This is a genomic window from Halomonas sp. B23F22_20, from assembly GCF_043496985.1.
Taxonomy (GTDB): Bacteria; Pseudomonadota; Gammaproteobacteria; order Pseudomonadales; family Halomonadaceae; genus Halomonas.
Genome location: NZ_JBIEKH010000008.1, coordinates 155,528 through 177,674, shown reverse-complemented (window position 1 = coordinate 177,674; position 22,147 = coordinate 155,528). Strand labels below are relative to the sequence as shown.

Here is a 22,147-nt window from a genome sequence, read left to right as displayed (position 1 = left end):
AGGACGAGCGTTAGCGGCTCGACAGCTGATTGACCTCGGCGAGTCGACCGTTCCAGATCATCTCGTAATGGCGGGTCTGGACGAGCTCGCGTACCCGGCGCGGCGTCATCAGGCCCCAGCAGGTGGCGCCGGGACGACGCACCGACGGGTAGCGGATGCCGCAGTCGCCCGCCTCGAGGATGGCCCTGCCCAGTGCCCGGGAGGCCGTGTAGTCGCTCGGTGCCAGCAGGGGATCGTCGGCGGTCAGGCTCAGGGCGTCGCGTACGCCTTGCTCATCGAAACGCCCACGCAGCCCGCGAAAGGTGAAGCGCTCGTAGTGGAGCTGCGGCACGTTCTGCCAGTAGCACTGCTGGTGGTGGCGGACTTCCTCGATGGCGGTGGTCAGGCTGTCGGCCAGGTACAGGACCCCGAAACTGCCGTCGCCGAATCGTGATCCCGCCGGATTCACGTGGGTGAAGGGGGCGGTGGCATAGGCGCAGCCAGGGATCCCGAAGGGGATCTCATCTCTGGCGATCAGGCTCAGGTCGCCGGCCTCGGCCAGCAGTCGAGGGTTGGTCATGGCCTGCAGGGCATACAGCGCTTCGAACTCGGCCTCGTCGGCGACGTCGTCGAACAGGTGGATCGGTGGGAACTTGCTGTTGACGAGGCGGTAGCCGGTCACGTCCCGCTCGGTGAGGCGGGGGAAGGAGGCCAGGTTCACCAGCCACCCCCGCGCAGCGCATCGATATGCTTGAAGGTCTCGTAGAGGGCCGCGAAGTCGCCGCTGCTGAGGATGTCCAGCGGCGCTCGGCCGGCGAAGAAGGCGTTGTGATTGGCCATGCCCATGAAGCCGTAGAGGTTCTCGGGGTTGTCGAAGACGATCCGCAGCGCCGCGTGGATGTTGAGGACATAGCTGATGCGCGCCAGCTGGTCGCGGTCGAGCTTGATGGTCTCGAGGCTGCCGTTGCGTGCCCGGGCGCAGGTGCTGTGCGAGATCCGCAGGATGGCCTCGACCTGATCGCCGCTGGCGCCCCAGCGATCGAGAATGCGCACCGCGGTCTTGAGGCCGGTGGCGGCGGCGAGCTTGTCGTCGGCCAGGGAGTGGGAATGGAGCATGGGTGCGCGCCTCGATCCTTTGCTGCATGTCTTGTGTCTACAAATACTAGGATTCAAGAAAAGTATTTGCAAATACAGGCGAGGCGCGACCCGGTCAGGTTACGGCGGCCAGGCTTTCGGGATCCAGTCTCTCGAGCGGATAGGGCAGCTGCAGGCGCTTGAACTGCTGGCCGTCGACGTCGAGCGGCTCGGCGGCTTCCCGGGTGCTCAGCACCGCCAGTACCTCGGCCTGGCCGTAGGCGTCGAGCTCGGCGCACAGCACCTCGCCAAGCCCCTTGCCGTTGGCGTCGTTCACGGCGCTGCCGAGGGCCGGCAGGCGTTCTCCCTCGAGCTGGCCTCGCACCAGGCGCTTCTTGACCTGGCCTCGGAAGTGGGCACGGGCGACGACCTCCTGGCCGGTGTAGCAGCCTTTCTTGAAGCTGATGCCGCCCAGTGCCTCCCAGTTGAGCATCTGCGGCAGGTAGGCATCGGCCTGGTCGGCGTTCAGCCAGGCCAGCCCGGCCTGGATGTCGTGCAGCCGCCAGACCGCATTGTCGACGGGCGTGGCCTGGTCGCTGAGTTGCTGCCAGGTCTCTTCGGCGCGTTCGGCGGACAGGCAGGCCAGCAGGCGGGGCCGCGGTCCGGGATGGGCCAGCACCTGGACATCGCCGGCATCGGCCTGGTGCCAGGCCGTGGGGGGCAGCACGTCGAGGCGCGCTTCTGCCACCGCCGGTGCCTCGCGGCCGATCAGCCCGAGTAGCGCCAGGTCGTCGCGGGGCTGCAGCTCGGCCTTGTAGAAGGGCGCGAACTTCTTGAGGTGATCGTGCAGGCGGGCGACCAGGCTGCGATGCATCAGCAGCCGGTAGTGCCCCTCGGCGACGCGCCATAGCTGGGCGTTGACCAGTACCCGGCCCTTGGGCGTGCAGAAGCAGGTAAGGGGCGCGAAGTGGCCGTCGGCCAGCGACACCTGGGCGCTGGTCTGGCCCTGCAGGAAGCGTTCGGCGTCGTCGCCGCTGACATCGAGGATGCCCAGATGCACCAGCGGGGTCATCACGGTGGCGTCCATGGCGAGACGGGCCGGCGTGGGGGTGTCGAAGACGATGCGTTCCTCGTCTTCCTGGCGGCCGCCGAGGCGAGCGAGCCAATCGATCATGTGCACAATTCCTCGTCTGTCCGTGAGCCTGATGGTATTCGAGATGCGGGCGCCGGGGCGGTAATGCAACCGCTGCCGGGGCAGTCTGTCGGGCGTAGTGCTGATCCGCTGCGATGGCCGGGCATCTAGTGACGCGCGGCCGAACCCGACAGGCGGACGGGGCGGCATGCTAGACTCGGGCCATTCACTTTCAACCGATCGGGAGCCGTCGCATGGCCCAGCAGAGTCTTACGTTCAAGGGCGTAGAGAACGCCGACCAGGTCAACCGCATCACCACGGCCCTGATGATGCTCGACGGCGTCGAGAGTGTCGAGGTTGGGCGCCACGGCGCCGAGGTCGACGGCCGTGCGCGCCGCGAGGCGCTGATCCAGGCCATCCGCAAGCTGGGTCTTGGCATCGAGGTGTCGTGATGAAGCCGCCTATCCGCATCACCAGCCAGCGCGATCGCGTGTTTCGCCAGCGGGTCGAGCTGGAGGGCGCCGAGGATCTGTTCGTCGACGTGCCCGAGGCATTCGGCGGCGAGGGCAGCGCTCCCGATCCCCACGACTACTTCGACCTGTCGCTGGGCGCCTGCAAGGCGATCACCGCTCAGATGTACGCGCGGCGCAAGGAGTGGCCGCTCGAGGGTGTCGAGGTGGTGGTCAACCGAGATGAACGCGACGAGCGCCGTGGCGTCTATCGACTGGAGGTGGTCATGCGCTTTCTCGGCGCGCTCGACGACGCCCAGCGCGCGCGGCTCGAGGAGATCAGCGACATGTGCCCCATTCACCGGCTGATGACCACGGCGACGGTGGAGATCACCACCCGACAGCAACACTAGGCCAGGGCGTCGTTTCACGACCAGGAGACCCGATGAGCAAGGCATTCCGACTCGAGTCCAAGTACCGGCCCGCCGGCGACCAGCCCGCGGCCATCCAGGGCCTGGTGAGCGGGATCGAGTCCGGGCTCGCCCACCAGACGCTGCTCGGCGTCACCGGTTCGGGCAAGACCTACACCATGGCCAACGTGGTCGAGCGCCTGCAGCGCCCGACCATCGTGATGGCGCCCAACAAGACGCTGGCGGCCCAGCTCTACGGCGAGTTCAAGTCGTTCTTTCCCGACAATGCCGTGGAGTACTTCGTCTCGTACTACGACTACTACCAGCCCGAGGCCTATGTGCCGTCCTCGGACACCTTCATCGAGAAGGACGCCTCGATCAACGACCACATCGAGCAGATGCGCCTGTCGGCGACCAAGGCGCTGCTCGAGCGCCGCGACGCGCTGATCGTGGTCTCGGTGTCGGCGATCTACGGCCTCGGCGATCCCGACCAGTACCTGAAGATGCGTCTGCACTTCAATCGCGGCGAGCTGATCGATCAGAGGGCCTTCCTGCGGCGGCTGGCGGAGCTGCAGTACACCCGCAACGACCTGGACTTCAAGCGCGGCACCTATCGGGTGCGCGGCGACGTGATCGACATTTTCCCGGCCGACGCCGAGGACGAGGCGGTGCGGGTAGAGCTGTTCGATGACGAGATCGACGGCATCAGCCTGTTCGACCCGCTGACCGGCGAGGTGCGCGGCAAGGTGCCACGCATGACCATCTATCCGAAGTCGCACTACGTCACGCCCCGCGAGACCATCATGGGCGCCATCGACGGCATCAAGGAGGAGCTGGCCGAGCGACTGGCCTGGATGCGCCAGCACGACAAGCTGGTGGAGGCACAGCGCCTGGAACAGCGCTCGCTCTACGACATCGAGATGATGCTCGAGCTCGGCTACTGCAACGGCATCGAGAACTACTCGCGCTATCTCTCGGGCCGCAAGCCGGGCGAGCCGCCGCCCACCTTCTTCGACTACCTGCCCGCCGACTCGCTGCTGTTCATCGATGAGTCCCACGTCAGCGTTCCCCAGGTGGGCGGCATGTACAAGGGTGACCGCTCGCGCAAGGAGACCCTGGTCGAGTACGGCTTCCGGCTGCCCTCGGCGCTGGACAACCGGCCGATGAAGTTCGAGGAGTGGGAGCGCATCTCCCCACAGACGATCTTCGTCTCGGCCACCCCGGGCCCTTACGAGGCCGAGCATGCCGGCCAGGTCGTAGAGCAGGTGGTGCGGCCCACCGGGCTGCTCGATCCCGAGCTCGAAGTGCGACCGGCCTCCACCCAGGTCGACGACCTGCTGTCCGAGATTCGCGAGCGCGCCGCCGTCGAGGAACGGGTGCTGGTCACTACCCTGACCAAGCGCATGGCCGAGGACCTCACCGAGTACCTCGATGAGCACGACGTGCGGGTGCGCTACCTGCACTCCGACATCGACACCGTGGAGCGGGTCGAGATCATCCGCGACCTGCGTCTCGGCAAGTTCGACGTGCTGGTGGGCATCAACCTGCTGCGCGAGGGGCTCGACATCCCCGAGGTCTCGCTGGTGGCGATCCTCGATGCCGACAAGGAGGGCTTCCTGCGCAACGAGCGCTCGCTGATCCAGACCATCGGCAGGGCGGCCCGCAACGCCCACGGCAAGGCGGTGCTCTACGCCGATCGCGTCACCGATTCAATGCGTCGCGCCATCGACGAGACCGAACGCCGGCGCGCCAAGCAGATGGCGCATAACGAGGCGCACGGCATCGTGCCGGAAACGGTGCATCGTTCGGTGGCCGATATCCTCGAGGCCGCTCAGGCGCCGGGTCGCAAGGGCAAGGGGCGCAACAGCGAACGCAAGGTGGCCGAGGGCGCGGCGCTCTACGATCCGAGTGATCTGGGGCCCGCGGAACTGGCCAAGGAGATCACCCGACTCGAGGACGCCATGTCCGAAGCCGCCCAGAACCTGGAGTTCGAGGAGGCCGCGCGGCTGCGTGATCGGCTGCTGGAGCTGAAGGAGCGCCAGCTCGCAGTGGGCTAGGTGCGCTTGAAATCGGCCGCGCTCGTCGACGTTCAGGCATCGCCTGGTTGGTATGGAATGTGTTGGTAAGGAGAGAGCATGCCGGAAGGACCCGAGATTCGTCGTGCCGCCGATGCGCTGCACGACCACATCGCCGGGCGTCGACTGGACGACGCCTGGTTCGCGTTTCCCGAGCTGGCGGATCAGGCCGACTCGCTGATCGGCCGCGAGGTGAGGGCGGTCGACAGCTGGGGCAAGGCGCTGCTGACCCGCTTCGACGATGACCGGGTGCTGTATTCCCACAATCAGCTCTACGGCGTATGGAAGCTTCACGACGCCGAACGCGAGCCCGACACCCAGCGCTCGCTGCGCGTGCGCCTGACCGCCGGGGATCGCATGGCGAGCCTGTACAGCGCCTCCGACGTGTCGCTGTGGGAAGCAGGGCGCCTGCACGAGCATCCGTTCCTGTCACGGCTGGGGCCCGATCTGCTGACCCACGAGGTAACGGCCGATACCATCGTCGAGCGCCTGATGGACCCGCGATGGCGCGGGCGTCGCCTGGGTGGCCTGCTGCTGGACCAGTCCCTGGTCGCGGGGCTCGGCAACTACCTTCGCTCGGAGATCCTGTTCTTCGCCGCGCTCTCGCATCGGGCCAGGCCGGTCGACCTGGCGGACGATCAGCGTCGGGAATTGGCCGAGCAGATGCTCGCCCTGATGCATCGCTCCTACGAGACCGGCGGGGTGACCAACCGCGACGACTGGGCCGCCGCCGACAGGCGCGAAGGCCGTAGCCGCAAGCGCTGGCGCTTCGCCGCCTTCGAGCGCGAGGGTCTGCCGTGCCATCGCTGCCAGACGCTGATCGAGAAGCTCAGCGTGGCCTCGCGGCGGCTGTATCGTTGCCCGGCCTGCCAGCCGGACTGAGCCGCCAGCGGTTTCTTCTTCAATGCTTTTATACCGTTATCTCTTGCTTTTCGTTACTCCGCTAACCTCGGCGGCGCTGCCGGAAGAGAGCAAGTGCGGTATAATCCCGCTCCGTTCGAGCCCGCCACCGGTTTCCGGCCGCAGGCGTCTGTCGGATCAGCGTTGAGTCCGGCATATGCCTTGAGAAGCGGGCGTGTCGACCCACCAATGGAGCGTCTTGCCCATGACCGTGATCCGCCAGGATGACCTCATCCAGAGCGTCGCCGATGCCCTGCAGTACATCTCCTACTACCATCCCAAGGACTTCATCGACGCCATGGCGGCGGCCTACGAGCGCGAGGAGAACCCCGCGGCCAAGGACGCCATCGCCCAGATCCTGATCAACTCGCGGATGTGCGCCACCGGCCATCGCCCGATCTGCCAGGACACCGGCATCGTCACCGTCTTCGTGCACGTCGGCATGAACGTGCGCTTCGAGACCGAGATGAGCCTGGACGACATGATCAACGAGGGCGTGCGCCGGGCCTACCAATTGCCCGACAACGTGCTGCGCGCCTCGGTGCTGGCCGACCCGGACGGCAAGCGTGCCAACACCAAGGACAACACGCCGGCGGTGATCCACCACAAGCTGGTGCCTGGCGACACCGTCGAGGTGCACGTGGCGGCGAAGGGCGGCGGCAGCGAGGCCAAGTCCAAGTTCGCCATGCTCAACCCCTCCGACAGCGTGGTCGACTGGGTGCTCGAGCAACTGCCCAAGATGGGCGCCGGCTGGTGTCCGCCCGGGATGCTCGGCATCGGCATCGGTGGTACCGCCGAGAAGGCCATGGAGCTCGCCAAGGAGTCGCTGCTCGACCCGATCGACATCCAGGACCTGCAGGCCCGCGGGGCGTCCAATCGCGCCGAGGAGCTGCGTCTGGAGCTGTACGACAAGGTCAACAAGACCGGCATCGGCGCCCAGGGCCTCGGTGGCCTGACCACGGTGCTCGACATCAAGGTCAAGGACTACCCGACCCACGCCGCCAACAAGCCGGTGGCGATCATCCCCAACTGCGCGGCGACCCGTCACGCCCACTTCACCCTGGACGGCAGCGGGGCTGCGGCCCTGCCGGCGCCGAAGCTGGAGGACTGGCCGGAGATCACCCGCGAGGTGGGTGACAACGTCAAGCGCGTCAACCTCGACGCGATCACCGCGGAAGAGGTGCAGAGCTGGCAGCCCGGCGACACCCTGTTGCTCAACGGCAAGCTGCTGACCGGCCGCGATGCCGCCCACAAGCGCATGGTCGACATGATCGCCAAGGGCGAGAGCCTGCCCGTCGACCTGAAGGGCCGCTTCATCTACTACGTCGGCCCGGTGGATCCGGTGCGTGACGAGGTGGTCGGCCCGGCCGGTCCCACCACGGCGACGCGCATGGACAAGTTCACCCGTACCATGCTCGAGCAGACCGGCCTGCAGGGCATGGTCGGCAAGGCCGAGCGGGGTGAGGCGGCCATCGAGGCGATCCGTGACAACAAGGCGGTCTACCTGATGGCGGTGGGCGGCTCCGCCTATCTGGTGGCGCAGGCCATCAAGCAGGCTCGCGTGGTCGGCTTCGAGGACCTGGGCATGGAAGCCATCTACGAGTTCGAGGTGGAGGACATGCCGGTCACCGTGGCCGTGGACAGCGCCGGTACCTCGGTGCACCAGACCGGTCCGGCGAAGTGGAAGGAGATCATCGCCGAGCGCGCCTGATCTAAGCGTTCCGTTCGGTGTCGACGGCCCTGCTATCTATGGCAGGGCCGTCGTCGTTATGGGTAAGCTAGTACGCGCATTCCGCTCATCTCGTCCCACGGAAAGGGAGTGACCATGGCTTCCTGGCTGTTTGGCCTGCTGCTCTTGATGTTCCACGTGCTCGGCATGCTGTCGGCGGTGCAGGCGCTGATGTCGGCGCGTACCTCCCAGGGCGCCATCGCCTGGATCCTGTCGCTGGTGACCGTGCCCTACCTGGCGGTGCCTGCCTACTGGGTATTCGGCAGGCCCCGTTTCTATGGTTATGTCTCGGCGCGGGGCGAGCGCGATACCGTACTGCGGCGTGTGCTGGCCGGCTATCGTGACCGCATTGCGCCTTATCTGGCCGGGGCGAAGGAAGCCGACGTGCGCGCGGTGGAGCAGCTGGCGATGATGCCGTTGACCAGCGGCAACCGCGCCGAGCTGCTGGTGGATGGCCATGCCACCTTCGACAGCCTGTTCGCCGGCCTCGACGCCGCCGAGGATTACATCCTTATCCAGTTCTTCATCGTGCGCGACGATGCCCTGGGCGCCAAGCTGCGCGAGCATCTGCAGGCTGCCGCCAAGCGCGGTGTTCGCGTGCGCTTCCTGTACGACGAGATCGGTTGTCATGCGCTGCCGGAGCGCTACCTGCGCGAACTGCGCGAGGCGGACATCGAGGTCAGTGCCTTCCACTCGTCCCGGGGGCTGCGCCATCGCTTCCAGCTCAACTTCCGTAACCACCGCAAGATCGTGGTGGTCGACGGCCGCGAGGGTTGGGTCGGCGGTCACAACGTGGGCGTCGAGTACCTGGGCGATCATCCCCGCCACGGCCACTGGCGCGATACCCATCTCAAGCTGGCCGGCCCCAGCGTGCTGGGCCTTCAGGAGGCCTTTTGGGAGGACTGGCACTGGGCCACCGGCGAGGTGATCCGCCTGGACTGGGTGCCGGTGGTGACCTGCGAGGAGTGCCAGAACGTGGTGATCGTGCCGTCTGGGCCGGCGGATCCCCAGGAAACCGCCAGCCTGCTGGTGCAACACGCTATCCATAGCGCCCGGGAGCGGCTATGGATCACCAGCCCGTACTTCGTGCCGGATCACAGCGTACAGGATGCGCTGCGCCTGGCGGCCATGCGCGGGGTGGACGTGCGCATCATGATGCCCGAGCGCCCCGACCATCTGCTGGTGTTCCTGTCGGCCTTCTCCTTTCTGCCGGACATGCTGCGTGCAGGCGTCCAGGTGTATCGCTACCAGCCGGGCTTCCTGCACCAGAAAGTGATCCTGATCGACGAGGCCGCGGCCTGCGTTGGCACCGTCAATCTCGACAACCGCTCGTTCCGGCTCAACTTCGAGGTCACCGCCTTCGTGGCGGATCGGGGCTTCGCGGCCGAGGTGGGAGAGATGCTGGAGCGGGATTTCGCCGTGTGTCGCCGTGTCTCCCTGGCGGAGATTCGCGCTCGGCCGCTGTGGCGCAAGCTGGTGTCCCGGGCCGCCTATCTGTTTGCGCCGGTGCAGTGAGGTCGGCGCGCACGGATTCTTGCACTGCTCCCTTGGGTCGCCGGGCCGGCTGGGGTAAATTAGCCGCTGGCGCCCCGGGCGCAGGCGGCGAGCTGCGCGGCGGTTGTTCTCGGCTCCAGGGCATCGAGACGGTTCGGATGCGCCGGCGGTGACGTCCAGGGCCTTCATGCATTCGTGATCGGGAGTCATGGTGAACCTCGAGACCAAGTGGCTGGAAGACTTCGTCGCCCTGGCCAATACCCGCAGCTTTTCCGCCTCGGCGCGTCAGCGTCACGTGACCCAGCCCGCCTTCAGCCGGCGCATCCGCTCCCTGGAGCAGGCCGTGGGCGTGACCCTCGTCGACCGCTCCACCACGCCAGTCGACCTGACGCCCGAGGGCCAGCTGTTCCTGGTCACCGCGCGTAACATGGTCGAGCAGCTCAACGAGAGCCTTGGGCATCTGCGTGGCTTGTCCATTGCCAACGAGGCGCTCGATATCGTTGCCGCGCACTCGCTGGCGCTGAGTTTCTATCCGCCGTGGATCTCGCGGCTGCAGAAGGGGTTGGGTGAACTGCCCACCCGCCTGGTGGCGATGAACGTGGGAGATGCCATCCACGTGCTGCGAGAGGGCAACTGCGACCTGATGCTGGCCTACTACGATCCCTATGCCAGCATGCAGCTCGATGCCGAGGTGTTTCCCTCCTTCTCCATCGGCCAGGTCAAGATGCTGCCGGTGTGCCTGCCCGACGAGCAGGGGCGGCCGCGCTTCCCGTTGGAAGGCAGCGAATCGGTGCCCTACCTGGCATATACCCAGGGGGCTTTCCTGGGACGCAGCGTACGCATGCTGCTCAAGAACGATCCGCTACGCATGCGGTTGCGTACCGTCTATGAGACGGCCATGGCAGAGGGGCTCAAGGGCATGGTGCTGCAGGGACTGGGCATGGCCTGGATTCCCGACTTTTGCATCCGCGAGGAGCTCAAGAGCGGTCGGCTGGTGCGGGCCGGCGAAGAGAAGCACGACGTGCCGCTCGAGATTCGCCTCTATCGCTGTTCGCTGGTGCACAAGCCGGGCGTCGAGAAACTGTGGCGGCAGATGATGAAGCTGCCGCGGGATTTCCTCCAGGCCTGAGAGCAGGTTGTCGCGAGGGATTACCTTTGAGGCACTGCCATCGCTATCTCCTCCGCGAGTCGGAGTCGTCGGACAGGTTTTCGTGGGAGCGCAGCTTGCTGCGCGAGAAGTTGGGGTTCTGGATCTCTGCAGGCGCCCGTGACACCACTCCCGAGTACCAACCTCGCCGCCGCTGAGCGTCATTCGCCGAGGCGTCGAAGCGTAGCTAGACACCCGCCCCGATCCTCACGGCCCGCTGAAGTCGGCGGGCAGGCCCAGGAAGTTCTGGATGATGAAGAAGTGGTCCTCGAACAGTGCGTCGGGCTCGAGGTCGGCGAGCGGTACCCAACGGGCGTGATCGCCCCCCTTGACCGGCTTGAGGCGGGGTAGCTGCTGTTCCGGGCGAAGGGCAAAGTAGAACGCCTCGGCCAGGGTGCGTCCCCGCCAGCTGCGATGCGGCTCGTCGAACAGCCGCTGGCCGCGCAGCGAGCCCTTGAGAACGGGTTCCGGCACCTTGAGCCTGACTCGCTCACGCAGCTCGCGAAGGCAGGCGTCGAGCAGGCGTTCCTGGGGGCTGATGAAGCCGCCTGGCAAGGCATAGAGCCCCTTGCCGGGGGCTGCGGTGCGCTTGACCAGCAGCACGTGTCCCGACTGGACCACCACGGCGCAGGCGGTGACGAACACCGGGGGGTAGGGGGCCTGGGCCCAGGCCTGGCGGTACTGGTCGAGCAGGCCTTGTTCCTCCACCAGCTCTTCGAAGGCTTCGGTTTCCAGGAATCCCTTGAGGCTTTTCACGACGCCGGGTGGCAGGTCGTGGGAGGCCCCGGCACTGGCATAATCTGCCGCCGCGATGGCCGAGCGGAACAGCCGTTCGCGGATCTGGCTGGCCGAGATGCCCTCGACCATGGGCACGCTGACCGACTCCCACTGGGGAAACAGCGACAGGTAGTAGCTGGACTGCCCGCGGCTGGCGCCGATCAGGCCGATGCGGGGAAGCCGCGCCTGGCTCGGCGAGGCGATGTCGCGCACCTTGCGCTGCACATCGCGTACCCAGACATCGTTGTTGTAGAGCGCATCCAGCAGCGGCACGATTTCCAGGCGCGCGTTGTCGTCCGCGTCGAAGGCGTTTCTCAGCATCCGGCGACGCTCGTCGAAGCGCCACGGATTGCGCAGCGACCGTGCCTGCCAGGCGGATCCCACCAACACGATGACCTGTCGTGCCCGCTTGAGTGCCTCGTGAATGACCGCCAGATGGCCGAGATGGGGCGGTTGGAAGCGGCCGATGAAGACCAGGCAGTCGAAATCCGGTGATGAAGAATCGGCGTCCGGCAACGGACACATGGCGGGGCTCCGGGTAGGAAAAACGCCCATTATGGTGAGCGCCACCGGGGCGTGCAATCCCGGGCGTGCGGCGTTGGCCATCGCGCCGCACTGAGGCCTGCAGGGCTGCCATGTGTCCGGTATGCTGTGTGGCGACAAGGGAATGTGGACGCGAGGACATCTGCGATGTGGACACGAATCAAGGAGACACTGGGATTCTGGTGGGGCGTGCTGCGCGACGCCGTCAAGCTATGGGTCGAGTGCAATGCCTTCAGTTATGCGGGCTCGTTGGCCTTCTACACGCTGTTTTCCCTGGCACCGACGATCATCATCGCGGTCACCGTCATTGGTTTGGTGCTCGGAGAGGAAGCGGCCCAGGGGCAGATCGTCGCTCAGTTGCAGGGCACCATGGGCACTGCGGCCGCCGAGGCGATCCAGGATGCCGTGGCCCAGTCGCGCATCGAGTCGTCAGGCCTGCTGCCGACGCTGCTTGGCATCGGGGCGCTGATCGTCGGTGCCACCACGGTCTTCGGGCAGATGCAGTACTCGTTGAACAGCCTGTGGGGCGTCACCGCGCATCCGCGGGTCAATAGCATGCTGCTGTTGCTCAAGCAGCGTACCCTGTCGATGGCGGTGGTGCTGGCCATCGGCTTCATCCTGCTGGTGTCGTTGATGCTGGGGGTGGTGGTCAAGTCGCTGTTGCAGGCGGCGGACAACCTGCTGCCGTTCGTCGGCACGCTGACTTCCGGGGTGGAGTTCCTGGTGTCGCTGGCGCTGGTGAGCGCGCTGTTCGCGACCATCTTTCGCCTGCTGCCGGACGTGGTCCTGAGCTGGCGCGATGTGCTGGTGGGCGCCGTGGTCTCCGCGGTGCTGTTCACCGTGGGGCGCAATGCCATCGCGGCGTATCTTGCCTATACGGCCACCGCTTCCACCTACGGAGCGGCAGGTTCCGTGGTGCTGATCCTGCTGTGGGTCTACTACTCTTCGCTGATCCTGCTGTTCGGCGCGGCATTCAGCAAGAGTCTGCTGTTGGCCAGAGGGCGTGAGGTGATCCCGCGCAATACGGCGGTTCGCGTGCGCCATGAGCTGATCGAGGAGGACGAGACGCCTCGGCGTGGATGGCGTCGTTCGACGATGGGCCGCAAAGCCGCTGACGAGACGCCGGTGGGCGACACGGCGGCCGACGTCCGGGACACTGCCGGGCTCGAGACACCGTCGTCCGAAGATCCGGCCCCCGCCAGCGAGGAGCGCCGCGACGCGCCCTGATGCGCATCGCGGCAAGGGCTGGGGTCAGGGCGCGGGGCGGAAGCGTTCGCGTGCCAGGTCGTCGGCCACCAGGGCCGGACTGCGGTGTTCGCGCAGGGCCCGCTCGAAGATCGCATCCAGGGTCGTGCCGATGCCCTCGATGTGGCGCATGACATCCTCGCGCCGATAGTCGCCGCGCCGCTGCCAGGCGATCTCGATCACGCCGCCGGCGTTGGCGACGTAGTCGGGGGTGTAAAGAATGCCCCGCTCCTTCAGTCGTTCCGCCACCTCGGGGCTGGCCAGCTGGTTGTTGGCTGCCCCGCACACCACTGGCGCCTTGAGGCGCTGTACGACCTGCGGCGACAGGGCCGCGCCCATGGCGCAAGGCGCGAAGACGTCGACGTCTGCGTCGACGATGGCATCCGGGGCCACGACGTCAGCGCCGAGTTCGTCGGCCAGCCGCCCCACGGCATCGCGATCGACATCGGTCAGCACCAGGCTGGCACCGGCGTCGTGCAGCTGGCGGGCCAGGTGCGCGCCGACGTGGCCGACGCCCTGGATGGCCACTCTCAGGCCGGCGAGATCCGATCGATCCAGCCCGTGGCGCACGGCGCTCTTCAGGGCGCAGAACACCCCGTGGGCGGTGAAGGGCGAGGGATCGCCGGAGGCGCCGTCGTGGCCGAGGCCGCCCACGTGGGCGGTCGTCTCGGCGATGATCCGCATGTCGGCCTCGCTGGAGCCGGAGTCCTCGGCGGTGATGTAACGTCCGCCGAGCGACTCGACCAGTCGGCCCATGGCGCGCAGCATGTCGGGTGTCTTGTCGCGGCGCGGATCGGCGATGATCACCGCCTTGCCGCCCCCCAGCGGCAGGTCGGCCAGCGCCGACTTGTAGGTCATGCCGCGCGACAGCCGCAGCACATCGGTCAAGGCGTCGGCCTCGCTGGCATAGGGGTAGATGCGCAGGCCACCGAGCGCCGGGCCGCGGCGGGTGTCGTGGATGGCGATGATGGCGCGCAGCCCGCTCGCCTCGTCGCAGCCATGGACGACCTGCTGGTGATGATCGAATTCGGGGTGGTCGAAGACCGGCATGGGGTGTCTCCCTCGTGAGGATGATGGGGTTCGCCATGGGTGGGCGAGGGGCGGCGTCGCCGTGGCTTGTGGCCGAGCGGACGCCTGTGTGACACCTTGAAGACTAGAGCATCGCCCACCGCCCGGGAAGCCCTGGTCATGGGGCTCCGGGAAGGGGATGAGTCGGCTATTCGCGCCATGGAAAAGAAGGAGGACGCATGGGGGAGTACTGCATCAAGGCCCTGGTGGCGGGCAAGGTCCAGGGCGTCTGGTATCGCCGCGCCACTCAGGAGCGCGCACGGCAGGCCGGGGTCACCGGCCACGCACGCAATCTCGCCGACGGGCGCGTCGAGGTGCTGCTGTGCGGCCGCCGCGAGGCGGTGCATGAGGTGAGTGAATGGCTGTGGCAGGGGCCGCCCGCCGCTCGGGTCACCGACGTCGAGCTCGAGACCGTGGAGGTCCGGGTGCCGCAGGGATTCACGACGGGCTAGCCGTGCCTGGTGTCAGCGGAGCCCTGTGTCCTCGATGACGGGGCGCTCCTGGCTCCGCCCTTGGCATCGGCGCCTGTCATCACTCGAGGGTTCGGGTGATCCATTCCACCACGGCGTCGCCGTCGACGCCGAGACAGACGTCGGCCAGCGGCGTCTGTGACCAGCGAGGGGCGATGAACTCGCGCTGCTCCGGCGCGAAGAGCGTCTGGCCTTCCGCCGGGCCCTCGGTGGCCACGTTGAGATGGCCGCGGGCGGTGGTGAACAGCTCCGGACGTGCCAGCCAGGCCAGGGCCAGGCTGTCGTGCGGGCAGCAGCCGTCGATACCCAGCGCGCCCTGGTAGAATCGGCGGTAGAAGTCATAGCTGCCGGCCAGCACTTCGCCCAGCACGCCCTGGCCGGCGGCGATGCGCGCCATGTGGCTTGGGGCCAGGACGCAGCGATGGGTCACGTCCAGCCCGACCAGGGTCAGCGGCCAGCCGGCGGTCAACACCCGCTGGGCGGCGTGGGGATCGTTGAAGATATTGGCCTCGGCCACCGGCGTGACGTTGCCGCCTTCCTTCACCGAGCCGCCCATCACCACTACGCGCTTGACCCGCTCGACGAGGGTTGGGTCGAGCTGGAGGGCGGCGGCCAGGTTGCCGAGCGGACCTACCGCCACCAGGATCACCTCGCCCGGACGGGCGTTCACGGTGTCGACGATGAATTGGGCGGCGCTGCGCGAATCCGCTTGGCCGCTGACCGCCGGCAGGTCGATGTCGCCGAGGCCGTTGGCGCCGTGGATATGCGCCGGGGCCGGATGGCGTGGCTTGACCATCGGCGCCGCGGCACCCTGGGCTACCGGGATCCGCTCGCCGGCCAGTTCGGCCAGCAGCAGCGCATTGTGCGTCGCGGTGCCGACGTCGACGTTGCCGAAAGTGGTGGTCATGCCCAGCAGCTCGATGTCGGGATGGCGCAGGGCGATGGCGATGGCCTGGGCGTCGTCGACGCCGGGGTCGGTATCGAAGATGATCGGCTGTGGCATGAAGGGGCCTCGTCGAGTGTCAGTGGTCGTGTTTGGCTTGGCGGAGCCAGCGCTCCACCTCGGCGGCTCGGGGAATGCTCTCGGCGGCACCGTGACGTTGCACGCCCAGCGCCGCGGCTGCCGCCGCACGGGCCAGGCAGGAAATCGGTGACTCGCCGGCCTGGACGGCGGCCAGGTAATAGCCGATGAAGGTGTCGCCGGCGCCGGTGGTGTCCACGGCGGTCACCGGCAGGGGCGGCTGGAAGTGGCGTGTCTGGCCGTGCTGGTACCAGGCGCCGTCGCCGCCCAGGGTCAGTACCGTCTCGGTGTTCGGCAGCCGCTGGGCGAGGGCATCGAGCAGCGTCTCGGCCTCGCTGCCACTGGCCTGGCCCGTCAGCATCTCGGCTTCACCGCGATTGACGAACAGCAGCCGGCACGCCTCAAGGGGCAGGGCGGCGACATCGGCGGTCATCGGGGCCGGATTGAAGGCGACGTTCAGGCCCCGGTCGCGGGCGGCGTGCAGCACGTGGGGCAGGGCGTTGCATTCGTTCTGTGCCAGCAGCCAATCCCCGGCAACCGTGTCGCGAAACCGGGCATCGAGATCGTCCTGGGTGAAGCCGTGGTTGGCGCCCGGAAACAGCAGGATGGCGTTCTCGCCACGGTCGTCCACCTGGATGATGGCATGGCCGCCGGGTTCGTCGACCAGGGTGATCGCCGAGACGTCGACGCCGGCCTCTTGGAGGAGGTCGCGTGCCCAGGCATCCTGGTGGCCGAGTCGCCCCCAATGGCGCACTTGGCCGCCGGCGCGGGCCATGGCCAGCGACTGGTTGGCCCCCTTGCCGCCGAGGCCGACGCGGTAGTCGCGACTGGTCAGCGTCTCGCCGGGCGCCACCAGGTGGGGAACCCGATAGAAGTGGTCGAGATTGATCGAGCCGAAGTTGTGGAGCATGCCGTCGTCCGAATAGGAGCGTGAGTCTGTATGTATCGGCGTGAGTATCGAGGCCTACCGGGGACGGCGCAAGCCGGGGAGATGGTAGCTACATTTTTATACCGTTATCTACCATGCTCAACCCTATACCACATCCTGTGTAACTGGTGTTAATCAATCGTGCAGGGGGGAAGCCAGGTTCTCGGCCGTAAGCGCGACAATGCGCTGACGCGCCTCGGGGCTGATCCACGCGCTGTGCGGCGTAACGATCAGGTTCAGCGGTTCGGCGAGCGCGTCGATCAGCGGGTGTCCCTGACGGGGCGGCTCTTCTGGCAACACATCGACGGCGAGGCCGCCCAGGCGGCCGTCGCGCAATGCCTCGAGGGCCGCGCTCTCGTCGATCACGCCGCCCCGCGCGCAGTTGACCAACAGCGCTTCGGGTTTCAAGCGCGCGAGCAGGGCCTGGTCGACCAGATGGTGAGTGGCCTCGGTCAGCGGGCAATGCAGGCTGATGGCGTCGGCGGTGGGGGCGAGCTCGGCGAGCGTCGGACGAGCGTCATGCTCGGCCCCCGGGCGTGCGGCGAAGACCACGTCCATGCCGAACGCGCCGACGAGCTGGCCGACGCGAGTGCCGAGCTCTCCCTGGCCGACGATCACCAGCCGCTTGTCTTCGAGCTGAAGGGTGGTGTGGTCCATCAGGCAGAAGAAGGCGCTCTTGCCCCATCGGCCATCGGCGACGTCGCGCTGGTAACGGGGCAGGCGACCGGCCAGTGACAGCATCATCATCAGGGTATGCTGGGCGACGCTCGCCGTGCCGTAGGCGCTGACATTGCGCACCGCGATGCCTCGCTGCTCGGCCTCCTCCATGGCGATGTTGTTGGTGCCGGTGGCGAGTACGCAGATCAGCTTGAGGTCGGGCAGGGCGGCGAGGGATTGCGCGTCCAGCACCACCTTGTTGACGATGGCGACCTCGGCGCCTTCGAGTCGTGCGACGGCCTCGTCGCGCTCGGTGAAGTCGTGAACGTCGAGCCGGGTCACCCTGGCGCGGATCGGCGACAGGTCGATGTCGGGGCCGAGGCTGGCGGCGTCGAGGATCACGGCATGCATGGAAGGCTTCCTTGTCGGTGGTGATGCTCGGTCGGGGCTGGGCCTGAGGCCCGTCGGCAGGCTATAATACCGGGCTTTCGCGGCGGGCTTGGAATATCGGCCGCCCGACCCTATATCGCAGAACGCACCGCGACCGAGCGAGGTTGCGGCGTCGCATTGCCCATTGGGACGTCGTTACCGGGAGACCCAAACCATGCCCATCTACGAATACGAGTGCAAGGCCTGCGGCCATCGCCTGGAAAAACTGCAGAAGGTGAGCGCCGAGCCGTTGACCGACTGCCCTGCCTGCGAGCAGGCCGAGCTCGATCGGCTGATCTCCGCGGCGGGCTTCCGTCTGGCCGGTGGCGGCTGGTACGAGACCGACTTCAAGACCGGTAGCAAGAAGAACCTCGCCGGAGGCGGCGAGACGTCGTCCGGGTCGTCGAGCAAGGACGGGGCGGCGGCCTGACCGCGTCCGCTGCCCTGCAGTCCGTCGGCTTCGATCGATCGTGAGTCCGGCAGACTGTCAGCTACTTCATTTCACGCAACAAGACAGGATACGACATGCGCAGCCATTATTGCGGCCAGCTGAACGAGACCATGGTGGATCAGACGGTCACCCTGTGCGGTTGGGTACATCGCCGCCGTGACCATGGCGGGGTCATCTTCCTCGACATGCGCGATCGGGACGGCATCGCCCAGGTCGTGGTCGACCCCGACACCGCCGAGGCTTTCGCCAATGCCGACCGCGCCCGCAGCGAATACGTGCTGCGCATCAGCGGCCGCGTGCGTCTGCGCCCCGAGGGCACCCAGAATCCCAACATGCCGACTGGCCTGATCGAGGTGTTGGCCAAGGACGTGGAGGTTCTCAACACTGCCTCCACGCCGCCGTTCCAGCTCGATGAGCACGGCAAGGTCGGCGAGGAAGTGCGCCTCAAGTACCGCTACATCGATCTGCGTCGCCCGGAGATGATCGACAAGCTGCGCCTGCGCTCGCGGATTTCCCACAGCGTGCGCGCCTACCTCGAAGGGCAGGGCTTCCTGGACATCGAGACGCCGGTGCTGACCCGTGCCACGCCTGAAGGTGCCCGCGACTACCTGGTGCCGAGCCGCACCCATCCGGGCAGTTTCTTCGCGCTGCCGCAGTCGCCGCAGCTGTTCAAGCAGCTGCTGATGGTGTCCGGCTTCGATCGCTACTACCAGATCGCCAAGTGCTTCCGCGACGAGGACCTGCGCGCCGACCGCCAGCCCGAGTTCACCCAGATCGACCTGGAGGCCTCCTTCGTCGAAGAGGAGGACATCATGGCGATCACCGAGAGCATGGTGCGCAACCTGTTCAAGGAAGTGCTCGAGGTCGAACTGCCCGAGTTCCCGCGCATGCCTTACGCCGAGGCCATGCAGCGTTTCGGCTCTGACAAGCCCGACCTGCGCATCCCGCTGGAACTCACCGACGTCGACGACCTGATGAAGGACGTGGACTTCAAGGTGTTCTCTGGCCCGGCCAATGCCGATGACGGCCGCGTGGCCGCGCTCAAGGTCAAGGGCGGGGCATCGCTGAGCCGCAAGGAGATCGACGAGTACACCAAGTTCGTCGGTATCTACGGCGCCCGCGGCCTGGCCTGGATCAAGGTCAACGAGCGTGCCAAGGGCCTCGAGGGCCTGCAGTCGCCGATCGTCAAGTTCATGGAAGGTGTGGTCGAGCAACTGCTGGATCGCGTCGGTGCCGAGGATGGTGACATCATCTTCTTCGGCGCAGACAAGACGCGCATCGTCAACGAGGCACTGGGCGCGCTGCGCGTCAGGCTGGGCGAGGATCTCGAGCTCTACACCGCCGAGTGGGCACCGCTGTGGGTGGTCGACTTCCCGATGTTCGAGGATGACGGCAGTGCTCGCCTGCAGGCCCTGCACCATCCGTTCACTGCGCCGTCCTGCGACGTGGAGACCCTCAAGGCCAATCCCGCCGAGGCGCTGTCCCGCGCCTACGACATGGTGCTCAACGGCACCGAGCTGGGCGGCGGTTCGATCCGTATCCACGACCAGGCCATGCAGCAGACCGTACTCGAGGTGCTCGGCATCGACGAGGAAGAGGCTCGCGAGAAGTTCGGCTTCCTGCTCGACGCCCTGCAGTATGGCGCGCCGCCCCACGGTGGCCTGGCCTTCGGCCTTGATCGCCTGGTGATGCTGATGAGCGGTGCCCGCACCATCCGCGAGGTGATCGCCTTCCCGAAGACCCAGAGCGCGGCCTGCTTGATGACCGACGCCCCGGGCGAGGTCAGCGCCGAGCAGCTCAAGGAGCTCAACATCCGCCTGCGTCAGAAGGCCAAGACGGAGAAAGCGGAGGGCGGCGCCGAATAAGCGGCGCGTCTCCCGCGATCGCACCGGCGCCCCAGTGGCGCCGGTGTCGTTTCTGGGGGGCGATACTTCATATTCGCTTTACCGACGCCAAGGTGTCGCGAGGACGCGGTAAACCCATCCTTGGGCGCTTCTTTTGACTTTCATGTCAAAAGAACCTCGCTCCCCCTTGTCCTCGGCGCTCATCCCGCTGGGCACGGCGGCATGGGCGTATCCCGACTGACGAACTACACAGACGGAGGGAATATGGCCGGCCATAGCAAATGGTCCAATATCAAGCACCGCAAGGCGGCTCAGGACGCCAAGCGGGGCAAGATCTTCAACAAGCTGATTCGCGAGCTGACCGTGGCCGCGCGGCAGGGCGGCGGCGACCCGGAGGACAATCCTCGCCTGCGCGCCGCCATCGACAAGGCGCTGGGCAACAACATGCCCAAGGACACCGTTCAGCGCGCGGTGGACCGCGGCGCCGGTAACACCGACGGCGACGACATGGAAGAGGTCGTCTACGAGGGTTATGGCCCCGAAGGCGTGGCAGTGATGGTCGAGGCGATGACCGACAATCGCAACCGGACTGTCTCCGAAGTACGACATGCCTTCAGCAAGCACGGTGGCAACCTGGGCACCTCCGGTTCGGTGGCCTTCATGTTCCACAAGCAGGGCCGATTGACGCTGCCGGAAGAGATCGACGAGGAAGCGGCCATGGAGGCCACACTGGCGGCCGAGCCCGAGGACATCGAGGCCCTCGAGGATGGCCGGCTGGAAGTGGTGACCACGGCGGAGAGCTTCGGGGCGGTCAAGGATGCCCTGGTCGAGGCGGGCATAGAGCCCGAGGCCAGTGACGTCGGGCTGTTTCCTGACAATTACACTCGCATCGATGACGTCGACCTGGGCCGACGCATCGTCAAGCTGGTCGACATGCTCGAGGATCTGGACGATGTGCAGAATGTTTACACCAATGCCGGCTTCAATGATGCCATCCTTGACGAGCTGCACGATGCGTAGATCTCCCATGACGAAGGGGCTTGCATGCTGATCCTGGGCATCGACCCCGGGTCGCGGATCACCGGCTATGGGGTGCTGGACGTCACCACGCCCAAGCCGCAGTACGTGGCCAGCGGTTGCATCCGCACCCGCGGCGACGACCTGGCCCAGCGCCTGGCCCAGGTCTACGCCGGCATCAGCGAGCTGATCGGCCTGCACGGTCCGGGCGAGTTCGCCATCGAGCAGGTGTTCATGTCGAAGAACGCCGACTCGGCGCTCAAGCTCGGCCAGGCGCGTGGTACCGCCATCGTCTGTGCCGCCAATCACGGCCTGCCGGTCAGCGAGTACGGGCCGCGCCAGATCAAGCAGGCGGTGACCGGCGGCGGCGGCGCCGACAAGGCCCAAGTGCAGCATATGGTGACGGCCATCCTGGGTTTGTCCGGCACGCCTCAGGCCGATGCCGCCGATGCCTTGGCCATTGCCCTGACGCATGCTCACGCCCGACTCGGGCTGATACGCGAGGGCAGCTATGGCGGCAGCAGGCGGCGCACCAAAGGCGCATCGTGGCGGGATTTTCGCCCCGAGTGATGTCGCTTCCCGGCGACGCCGAAAGGTTGTCGAACGCCGTTTCACGGGCTGGCATGGCGTCGTGGGGACCAGTATAGTGAGCCCAACGCGCCGCGGATTCATCTTCAAGGACAGTGACATACCATGATCGGACGCTTGCGAGGCACCCTGGTGGACAAGCAGCCCCCCTGGCTGCTGGTGGACGTGGCCGGCGTCGGCTACGAGCTGGAGGCGTCCATGACCACCCTGGTGGCGTTGCCCGGGCTCGGCGAGGAGGTGTCGCTGCATACGCACCTCACCGTTCGCGACGATGCCCACCTGCTCTACGGCTTCGCGCGCGAGCAGGAACGGGCGCTGTTCCGTGCCCTGATCAAGGTCAACGGCGTCGGCCCGAAGCTGGCCCTGGCCATTCTCTCGGGGATGGATGAGGACGCCTTCATCCGTTGTGTGATGGATGACGACGTGAAGTCGCTGACGCGCCTGCCCGGCGTGGGCAAGAAGACCGCAGAGCGCCTGATCGTCGAGATGCGCGACCGTTTTCCCCACTGGGAAGGCGAGGGTGCCACCCTGCCCGGCGAAGGGACGGCATCGGCCCCCGCGACGCGCGAGGATCCGCTGGCCGAGGCCGAAGCGGCGCTGGTCAGCCTCGGTTACAAGCCCGCCGAGGCGACGCGGATGCTCGCCGGCCTCGAGGAGGAGGGCAGCACCGAGGCGATCATCAAGGCGGCGCTCGCCCGTCGCATGGCGAGTTGACCCATG

General features: G+C 66.9%; 22 protein-coding genes. 14 read left to right on the top strand and 8 right to left on the bottom strand.

Annotated elements, in window-relative coordinates; all coding sequences use genetic code 11:
* Nucleotides 1-10 precede the first annotated feature (10 nt).
* From ACGTN6_RS08845 to ygfZ, 3 genes are all read right to left on the bottom strand, one after another.
* The gene (locus tag ACGTN6_RS08845; protein WP_394591033.1) at nt 11-700 is read right to left on the bottom strand and encodes an RES family NAD+ phosphorylase; all 690 of its coding nucleotides are present in this window, start codon (nt 698-700) and stop codon (nt 11-13) included.
* A complete protein-coding gene (locus ACGTN6_RS08840) occupies nt 697-1,095 on the bottom strand; it encodes an antitoxin Xre-like helix-turn-helix domain-containing protein (RefSeq protein ID WP_394591031.1) in 399 nt (132 codons plus the stop codon). Before ACGTN6_RS08840 ends, ACGTN6_RS08845 begins: the two co-directional genes overlap by 4 nt.
* 94 nt (nt 1,096-1,189) lie before the next feature.
* Entirely contained in the window at nt 1,190-2,227 is a 1,038-nt protein-coding gene (gene ygfZ, locus ACGTN6_RS08835) for a CAF17-like 4Fe-4S cluster assembly/insertion protein YgfZ (protein WP_394591029.1), read from the bottom strand.
* Nucleotides 2,228-2,439: 212 nt separating this feature from the next.
* On the opposite strand from ygfZ, the gene ACGTN6_RS08830 reads away from it, so the two are divergent.
* The 7 genes from ACGTN6_RS08830 (at nt 2,440) to ACGTN6_RS08800 (ending at nt 10,371) form a co-directional block, all read left to right on the top strand.
* Nucleotides 2,440-2,637 carry a hypothetical protein gene (locus ACGTN6_RS08830; RefSeq protein WP_183387352.1) on the top strand — a complete coding sequence of 66 codons (198 nt, stop codon included), beginning with the start codon at nt 2,440-2,442 and terminating at the stop codon, nt 2,635-2,637.
* Nucleotides 2,637-3,047 carry an OsmC family protein gene (locus ACGTN6_RS08825; RefSeq protein WP_394591026.1) on the top strand — a complete coding sequence of 137 codons (411 nt, stop codon included), beginning with the start codon at nt 2,637-2,639 and terminating at the stop codon, nt 3,045-3,047. Before ACGTN6_RS08830 ends, ACGTN6_RS08825 begins: the two co-directional genes overlap by 1 nt.
* 32 nt (nt 3,048-3,079) lie before the next feature.
* Complete coding sequence (gene uvrB / locus ACGTN6_RS08820) at nt 3,080-5,101, top strand: excinuclease ABC subunit UvrB (RefSeq protein WP_394591024.1); 2,022 nt, start codon at nt 3,080-3,082, stop codon at nt 5,099-5,101.
* Between the two features lie 78 nt (nt 5,102-5,179).
* Entirely contained in the window at nt 5,180-6,001 is an 822-nt protein-coding gene (nei, locus tag ACGTN6_RS08815) for an endonuclease VIII (RefSeq protein ID WP_394591022.1), read from the top strand.
* Nucleotides 6,002-6,224: 223 nt separating this feature from the next.
* Nucleotides 6,225-7,730 carry a fumarate hydratase gene (locus ACGTN6_RS08810; RefSeq protein ID WP_394591021.1) on the top strand — a complete coding sequence of 502 codons (1,506 nt, stop codon included), beginning with the start codon at nt 6,225-6,227 and terminating at the stop codon, nt 7,728-7,730.
* 114 nt (nt 7,731-7,844) lie between these two features.
* Nucleotides 7,845-9,263, top strand: coding sequence for a cardiolipin synthase (gene cls, locus ACGTN6_RS08805; protein ID WP_394591020.1), 1,419 nt, complete (start codon nt 7,845-7,847; stop codon nt 9,261-9,263).
* 190 nt (nt 9,264-9,453) lie between these two features.
* Nucleotides 9,454-10,371 carry a LysR substrate-binding domain-containing protein gene (locus tag ACGTN6_RS08800; protein WP_183387346.1) on the top strand — a complete coding sequence of 306 codons (918 nt, stop codon included), beginning with the start codon at nt 9,454-9,456 and terminating at the stop codon, nt 10,369-10,371.
* Between the two features lie 225 nt (nt 10,372-10,596).
* Here the strand turns inward: ACGTN6_RS08800 and ACGTN6_RS08795 are convergent, their stop codons facing one another.
* Nucleotides 10,597-11,691 carry a bifunctional nicotinamide-nucleotide adenylyltransferase/Nudix hydroxylase gene (locus tag ACGTN6_RS08795; RefSeq protein ID WP_394591019.1) on the bottom strand — a complete coding sequence of 365 codons (1,095 nt, stop codon included), beginning with the start codon at nt 11,689-11,691 and terminating at the stop codon, nt 10,597-10,599.
* A 165-nt stretch (nt 11,692-11,856) separates the two neighbouring features.
* Between ACGTN6_RS08795 and ACGTN6_RS08790 the strand changes: the two genes are divergently transcribed.
* The gene (locus ACGTN6_RS08790; RefSeq protein WP_394591018.1) at nt 11,857-12,936 is read left to right on the top strand and encodes a YihY/virulence factor BrkB family protein; all 1,080 of its coding nucleotides are present in this window, start codon (nt 11,857-11,859) and stop codon (nt 12,934-12,936) included.
* A gap of 24 nt (nt 12,937-12,960) precedes the next feature.
* Here the strand turns inward: ACGTN6_RS08790 and ACGTN6_RS08785 are convergent, their stop codons facing one another.
* Nucleotides 12,961-14,004, bottom strand: a complete 1,044-nt coding sequence (locus tag ACGTN6_RS08785; RefSeq protein WP_394591016.1) for a Glu/Leu/Phe/Val family dehydrogenase — start codon at nt 14,002-14,004, stop codon at nt 12,961-12,963.
* 197 nt (nt 14,005-14,201) lie between these two features.
* On the opposite strand from ACGTN6_RS08785, the gene ACGTN6_RS08780 reads away from it, so the two are divergent.
* On the top strand, nt 14,202-14,474 hold the full coding sequence (locus ACGTN6_RS08780) for an acylphosphatase (protein WP_394591014.1): 273 nt from the start codon (nt 14,202-14,204) through the stop codon (nt 14,472-14,474).
* Between the two features lie 79 nt (nt 14,475-14,553).
* On the opposite strand, the gene ACGTN6_RS08775 is transcribed toward ACGTN6_RS08780, so the two are convergent.
* The 3 genes from ACGTN6_RS08775 to ACGTN6_RS08765 all read right to left on the bottom strand — a co-directional run bounded on the left by ACGTN6_RS08775 (nt 14,554) and on the right by ACGTN6_RS08765 (nt 17,509).
* A complete protein-coding gene (locus ACGTN6_RS08775) occupies nt 14,554-15,495 on the bottom strand; it encodes a nucleoside hydrolase (protein ID WP_394591013.1) in 942 nt (313 codons plus the stop codon).
* A gap of 19 nt (nt 15,496-15,514) precedes the next feature.
* Entirely contained in the window at nt 15,515-16,423 is a 909-nt protein-coding gene (locus tag ACGTN6_RS08770) for a ribokinase (RefSeq protein WP_394591011.1), read from the bottom strand.
* 153 nt (nt 16,424-16,576) lie between these two features.
* A complete protein-coding gene (locus tag ACGTN6_RS08765) occupies nt 16,577-17,509 on the bottom strand; it encodes a D-2-hydroxyacid dehydrogenase (RefSeq protein WP_394591010.1) in 933 nt (310 codons plus the stop codon).
* A gap of 193 nt (nt 17,510-17,702) precedes the next feature.
* Here ACGTN6_RS08765 and ACGTN6_RS08760 point away from each other — a divergent pair, with 193 nt between their 5' ends.
* From ACGTN6_RS08760 to ruvA, 5 genes are all read left to right on the top strand, one after another.
* Nucleotides 17,703-17,957 (top strand): FmdB family zinc ribbon protein, encoded by a 255-nt coding sequence (locus ACGTN6_RS08760; RefSeq protein ID WP_183387338.1) that lies wholly within the window; start codon nt 17,703-17,705, stop codon nt 17,955-17,957.
* A 95-nt stretch (nt 17,958-18,052) separates the two neighbouring features.
* On the top strand, nt 18,053-19,843 hold the full coding sequence (aspS, locus tag ACGTN6_RS08755) for an aspartate--tRNA ligase (protein ID WP_394591009.1): 1,791 nt from the start codon (nt 18,053-18,055) through the stop codon (nt 19,841-19,843).
* 243 nt (nt 19,844-20,086) lie between these two features.
* Nucleotides 20,087-20,842 carry a YebC/PmpR family DNA-binding transcriptional regulator gene (locus tag ACGTN6_RS08750; protein ID WP_394591007.1) on the top strand — a complete coding sequence of 252 codons (756 nt, stop codon included), beginning with the start codon at nt 20,087-20,089 and terminating at the stop codon, nt 20,840-20,842.
* Nucleotides 20,843-20,866: 24 nt separating this feature from the next.
* Nucleotides 20,867-21,409: a crossover junction endodeoxyribonuclease RuvC gene (ruvC, locus tag ACGTN6_RS08745; protein WP_394591006.1), complete on the top strand. Its 543-nt coding sequence runs from the start codon at nt 20,867-20,869 to the stop codon at nt 21,407-21,409.
* 123 nt (nt 21,410-21,532) lie between these two features.
* Nucleotides 21,533-22,141 carry a Holliday junction branch migration protein RuvA gene (gene ruvA / locus ACGTN6_RS08740; RefSeq protein WP_394591004.1) on the top strand — a complete coding sequence of 203 codons (609 nt, stop codon included), beginning with the start codon at nt 21,533-21,535 and terminating at the stop codon, nt 22,139-22,141.
* Nucleotides 22,142-22,147 lie beyond the last annotated feature (6 nt).

Bases quoted from the DNA above. Each gene is read 5' to 3' on its own strand.
- ACGTN6_RS08840 (WP_394591031.1), bottom strand. From the start codon at position 1,095: ATGCTCCATTCCCACTCCCTGGCCGACGACAAGCTCGCCGCCGCCACC.
- ygfZ (WP_394591029.1), bottom strand. From the start codon at position 2,227: ATGATCGATTGGCTCGCTCGCCTCGGCGGCCGCCAGGAAGACGAGGAA.
- ACGTN6_RS08830 (WP_183387352.1), top strand. From the start codon at position 2,440: ATGGCCCAGCAGAGTCTTACGTTCAAGGGCGTAGAGAACGCCGACCAG.
- ACGTN6_RS08825 (WP_394591026.1), top strand. From the start codon at position 2,637: ATGAAGCCGCCTATCCGCATCACCAGCCAGCGCGATCGCGTGTTTCGC.
- uvrB (WP_394591024.1), top strand. From the start codon at position 3,080: ATGAGCAAGGCATTCCGACTCGAGTCCAAGTACCGGCCCGCCGGCGAC.
- nei (WP_394591022.1), top strand. From the start codon at position 5,180: ATGCCGGAAGGACCCGAGATTCGTCGTGCCGCCGATGCGCTGCACGAC.
- ACGTN6_RS08810 (WP_394591021.1), top strand. From the start codon at position 6,225: ATGACCGTGATCCGCCAGGATGACCTCATCCAGAGCGTCGCCGATGCC.
- cls (WP_394591020.1), top strand. From the start codon at position 7,845: ATGGCTTCCTGGCTGTTTGGCCTGCTGCTCTTGATGTTCCACGTGCTC.
- ACGTN6_RS08795 (WP_394591019.1), bottom strand. From the start codon at position 11,691: ATGTGTCCGTTGCCGGACGCCGATTCTTCATCACCGGATTTCGACTGC.
- ACGTN6_RS08790 (WP_394591018.1), top strand. From the start codon at position 11,857: ATGTGGACACGAATCAAGGAGACACTGGGATTCTGGTGGGGCGTGCTG.
- ACGTN6_RS08785 (WP_394591016.1), bottom strand. From the start codon at position 14,004: ATGCCGGTCTTCGACCACCCCGAATTCGATCATCACCAGCAGGTCGTC.
- ACGTN6_RS08780 (WP_394591014.1), top strand. From the start codon at position 14,202: ATGGGGGAGTACTGCATCAAGGCCCTGGTGGCGGGCAAGGTCCAGGGC.
- ACGTN6_RS08775 (WP_394591013.1), bottom strand. From the start codon at position 15,495: ATGCCACAGCCGATCATCTTCGATACCGACCCCGGCGTCGACGACGCC.
- ACGTN6_RS08770 (WP_394591011.1), bottom strand. From the start codon at position 16,423: ATGCTCCACAACTTCGGCTCGATCAATCTCGACCACTTCTATCGGGTT.
- ACGTN6_RS08765 (WP_394591010.1), bottom strand. From the start codon at position 17,509: ATGCATGCCGTGATCCTCGACGCCGCCAGCCTCGGCCCCGACATCGAC.
- ACGTN6_RS08760 (WP_183387338.1), top strand. From the start codon at position 17,703: ATGCCCATCTACGAATACGAGTGCAAGGCCTGCGGCCATCGCCTGGAA.
- aspS (WP_394591009.1), top strand. From the start codon at position 18,053: ATGCGCAGCCATTATTGCGGCCAGCTGAACGAGACCATGGTGGATCAG.
- ACGTN6_RS08750 (WP_394591007.1), top strand. From the start codon at position 20,087: ATGGCCGGCCATAGCAAATGGTCCAATATCAAGCACCGCAAGGCGGCT.
- ruvC (WP_394591006.1), top strand. From the start codon at position 20,867: ATGCTGATCCTGGGCATCGACCCCGGGTCGCGGATCACCGGCTATGGG.
- ruvA (WP_394591004.1), top strand. From the start codon at position 21,533: ATGATCGGACGCTTGCGAGGCACCCTGGTGGACAAGCAGCCCCCCTGG.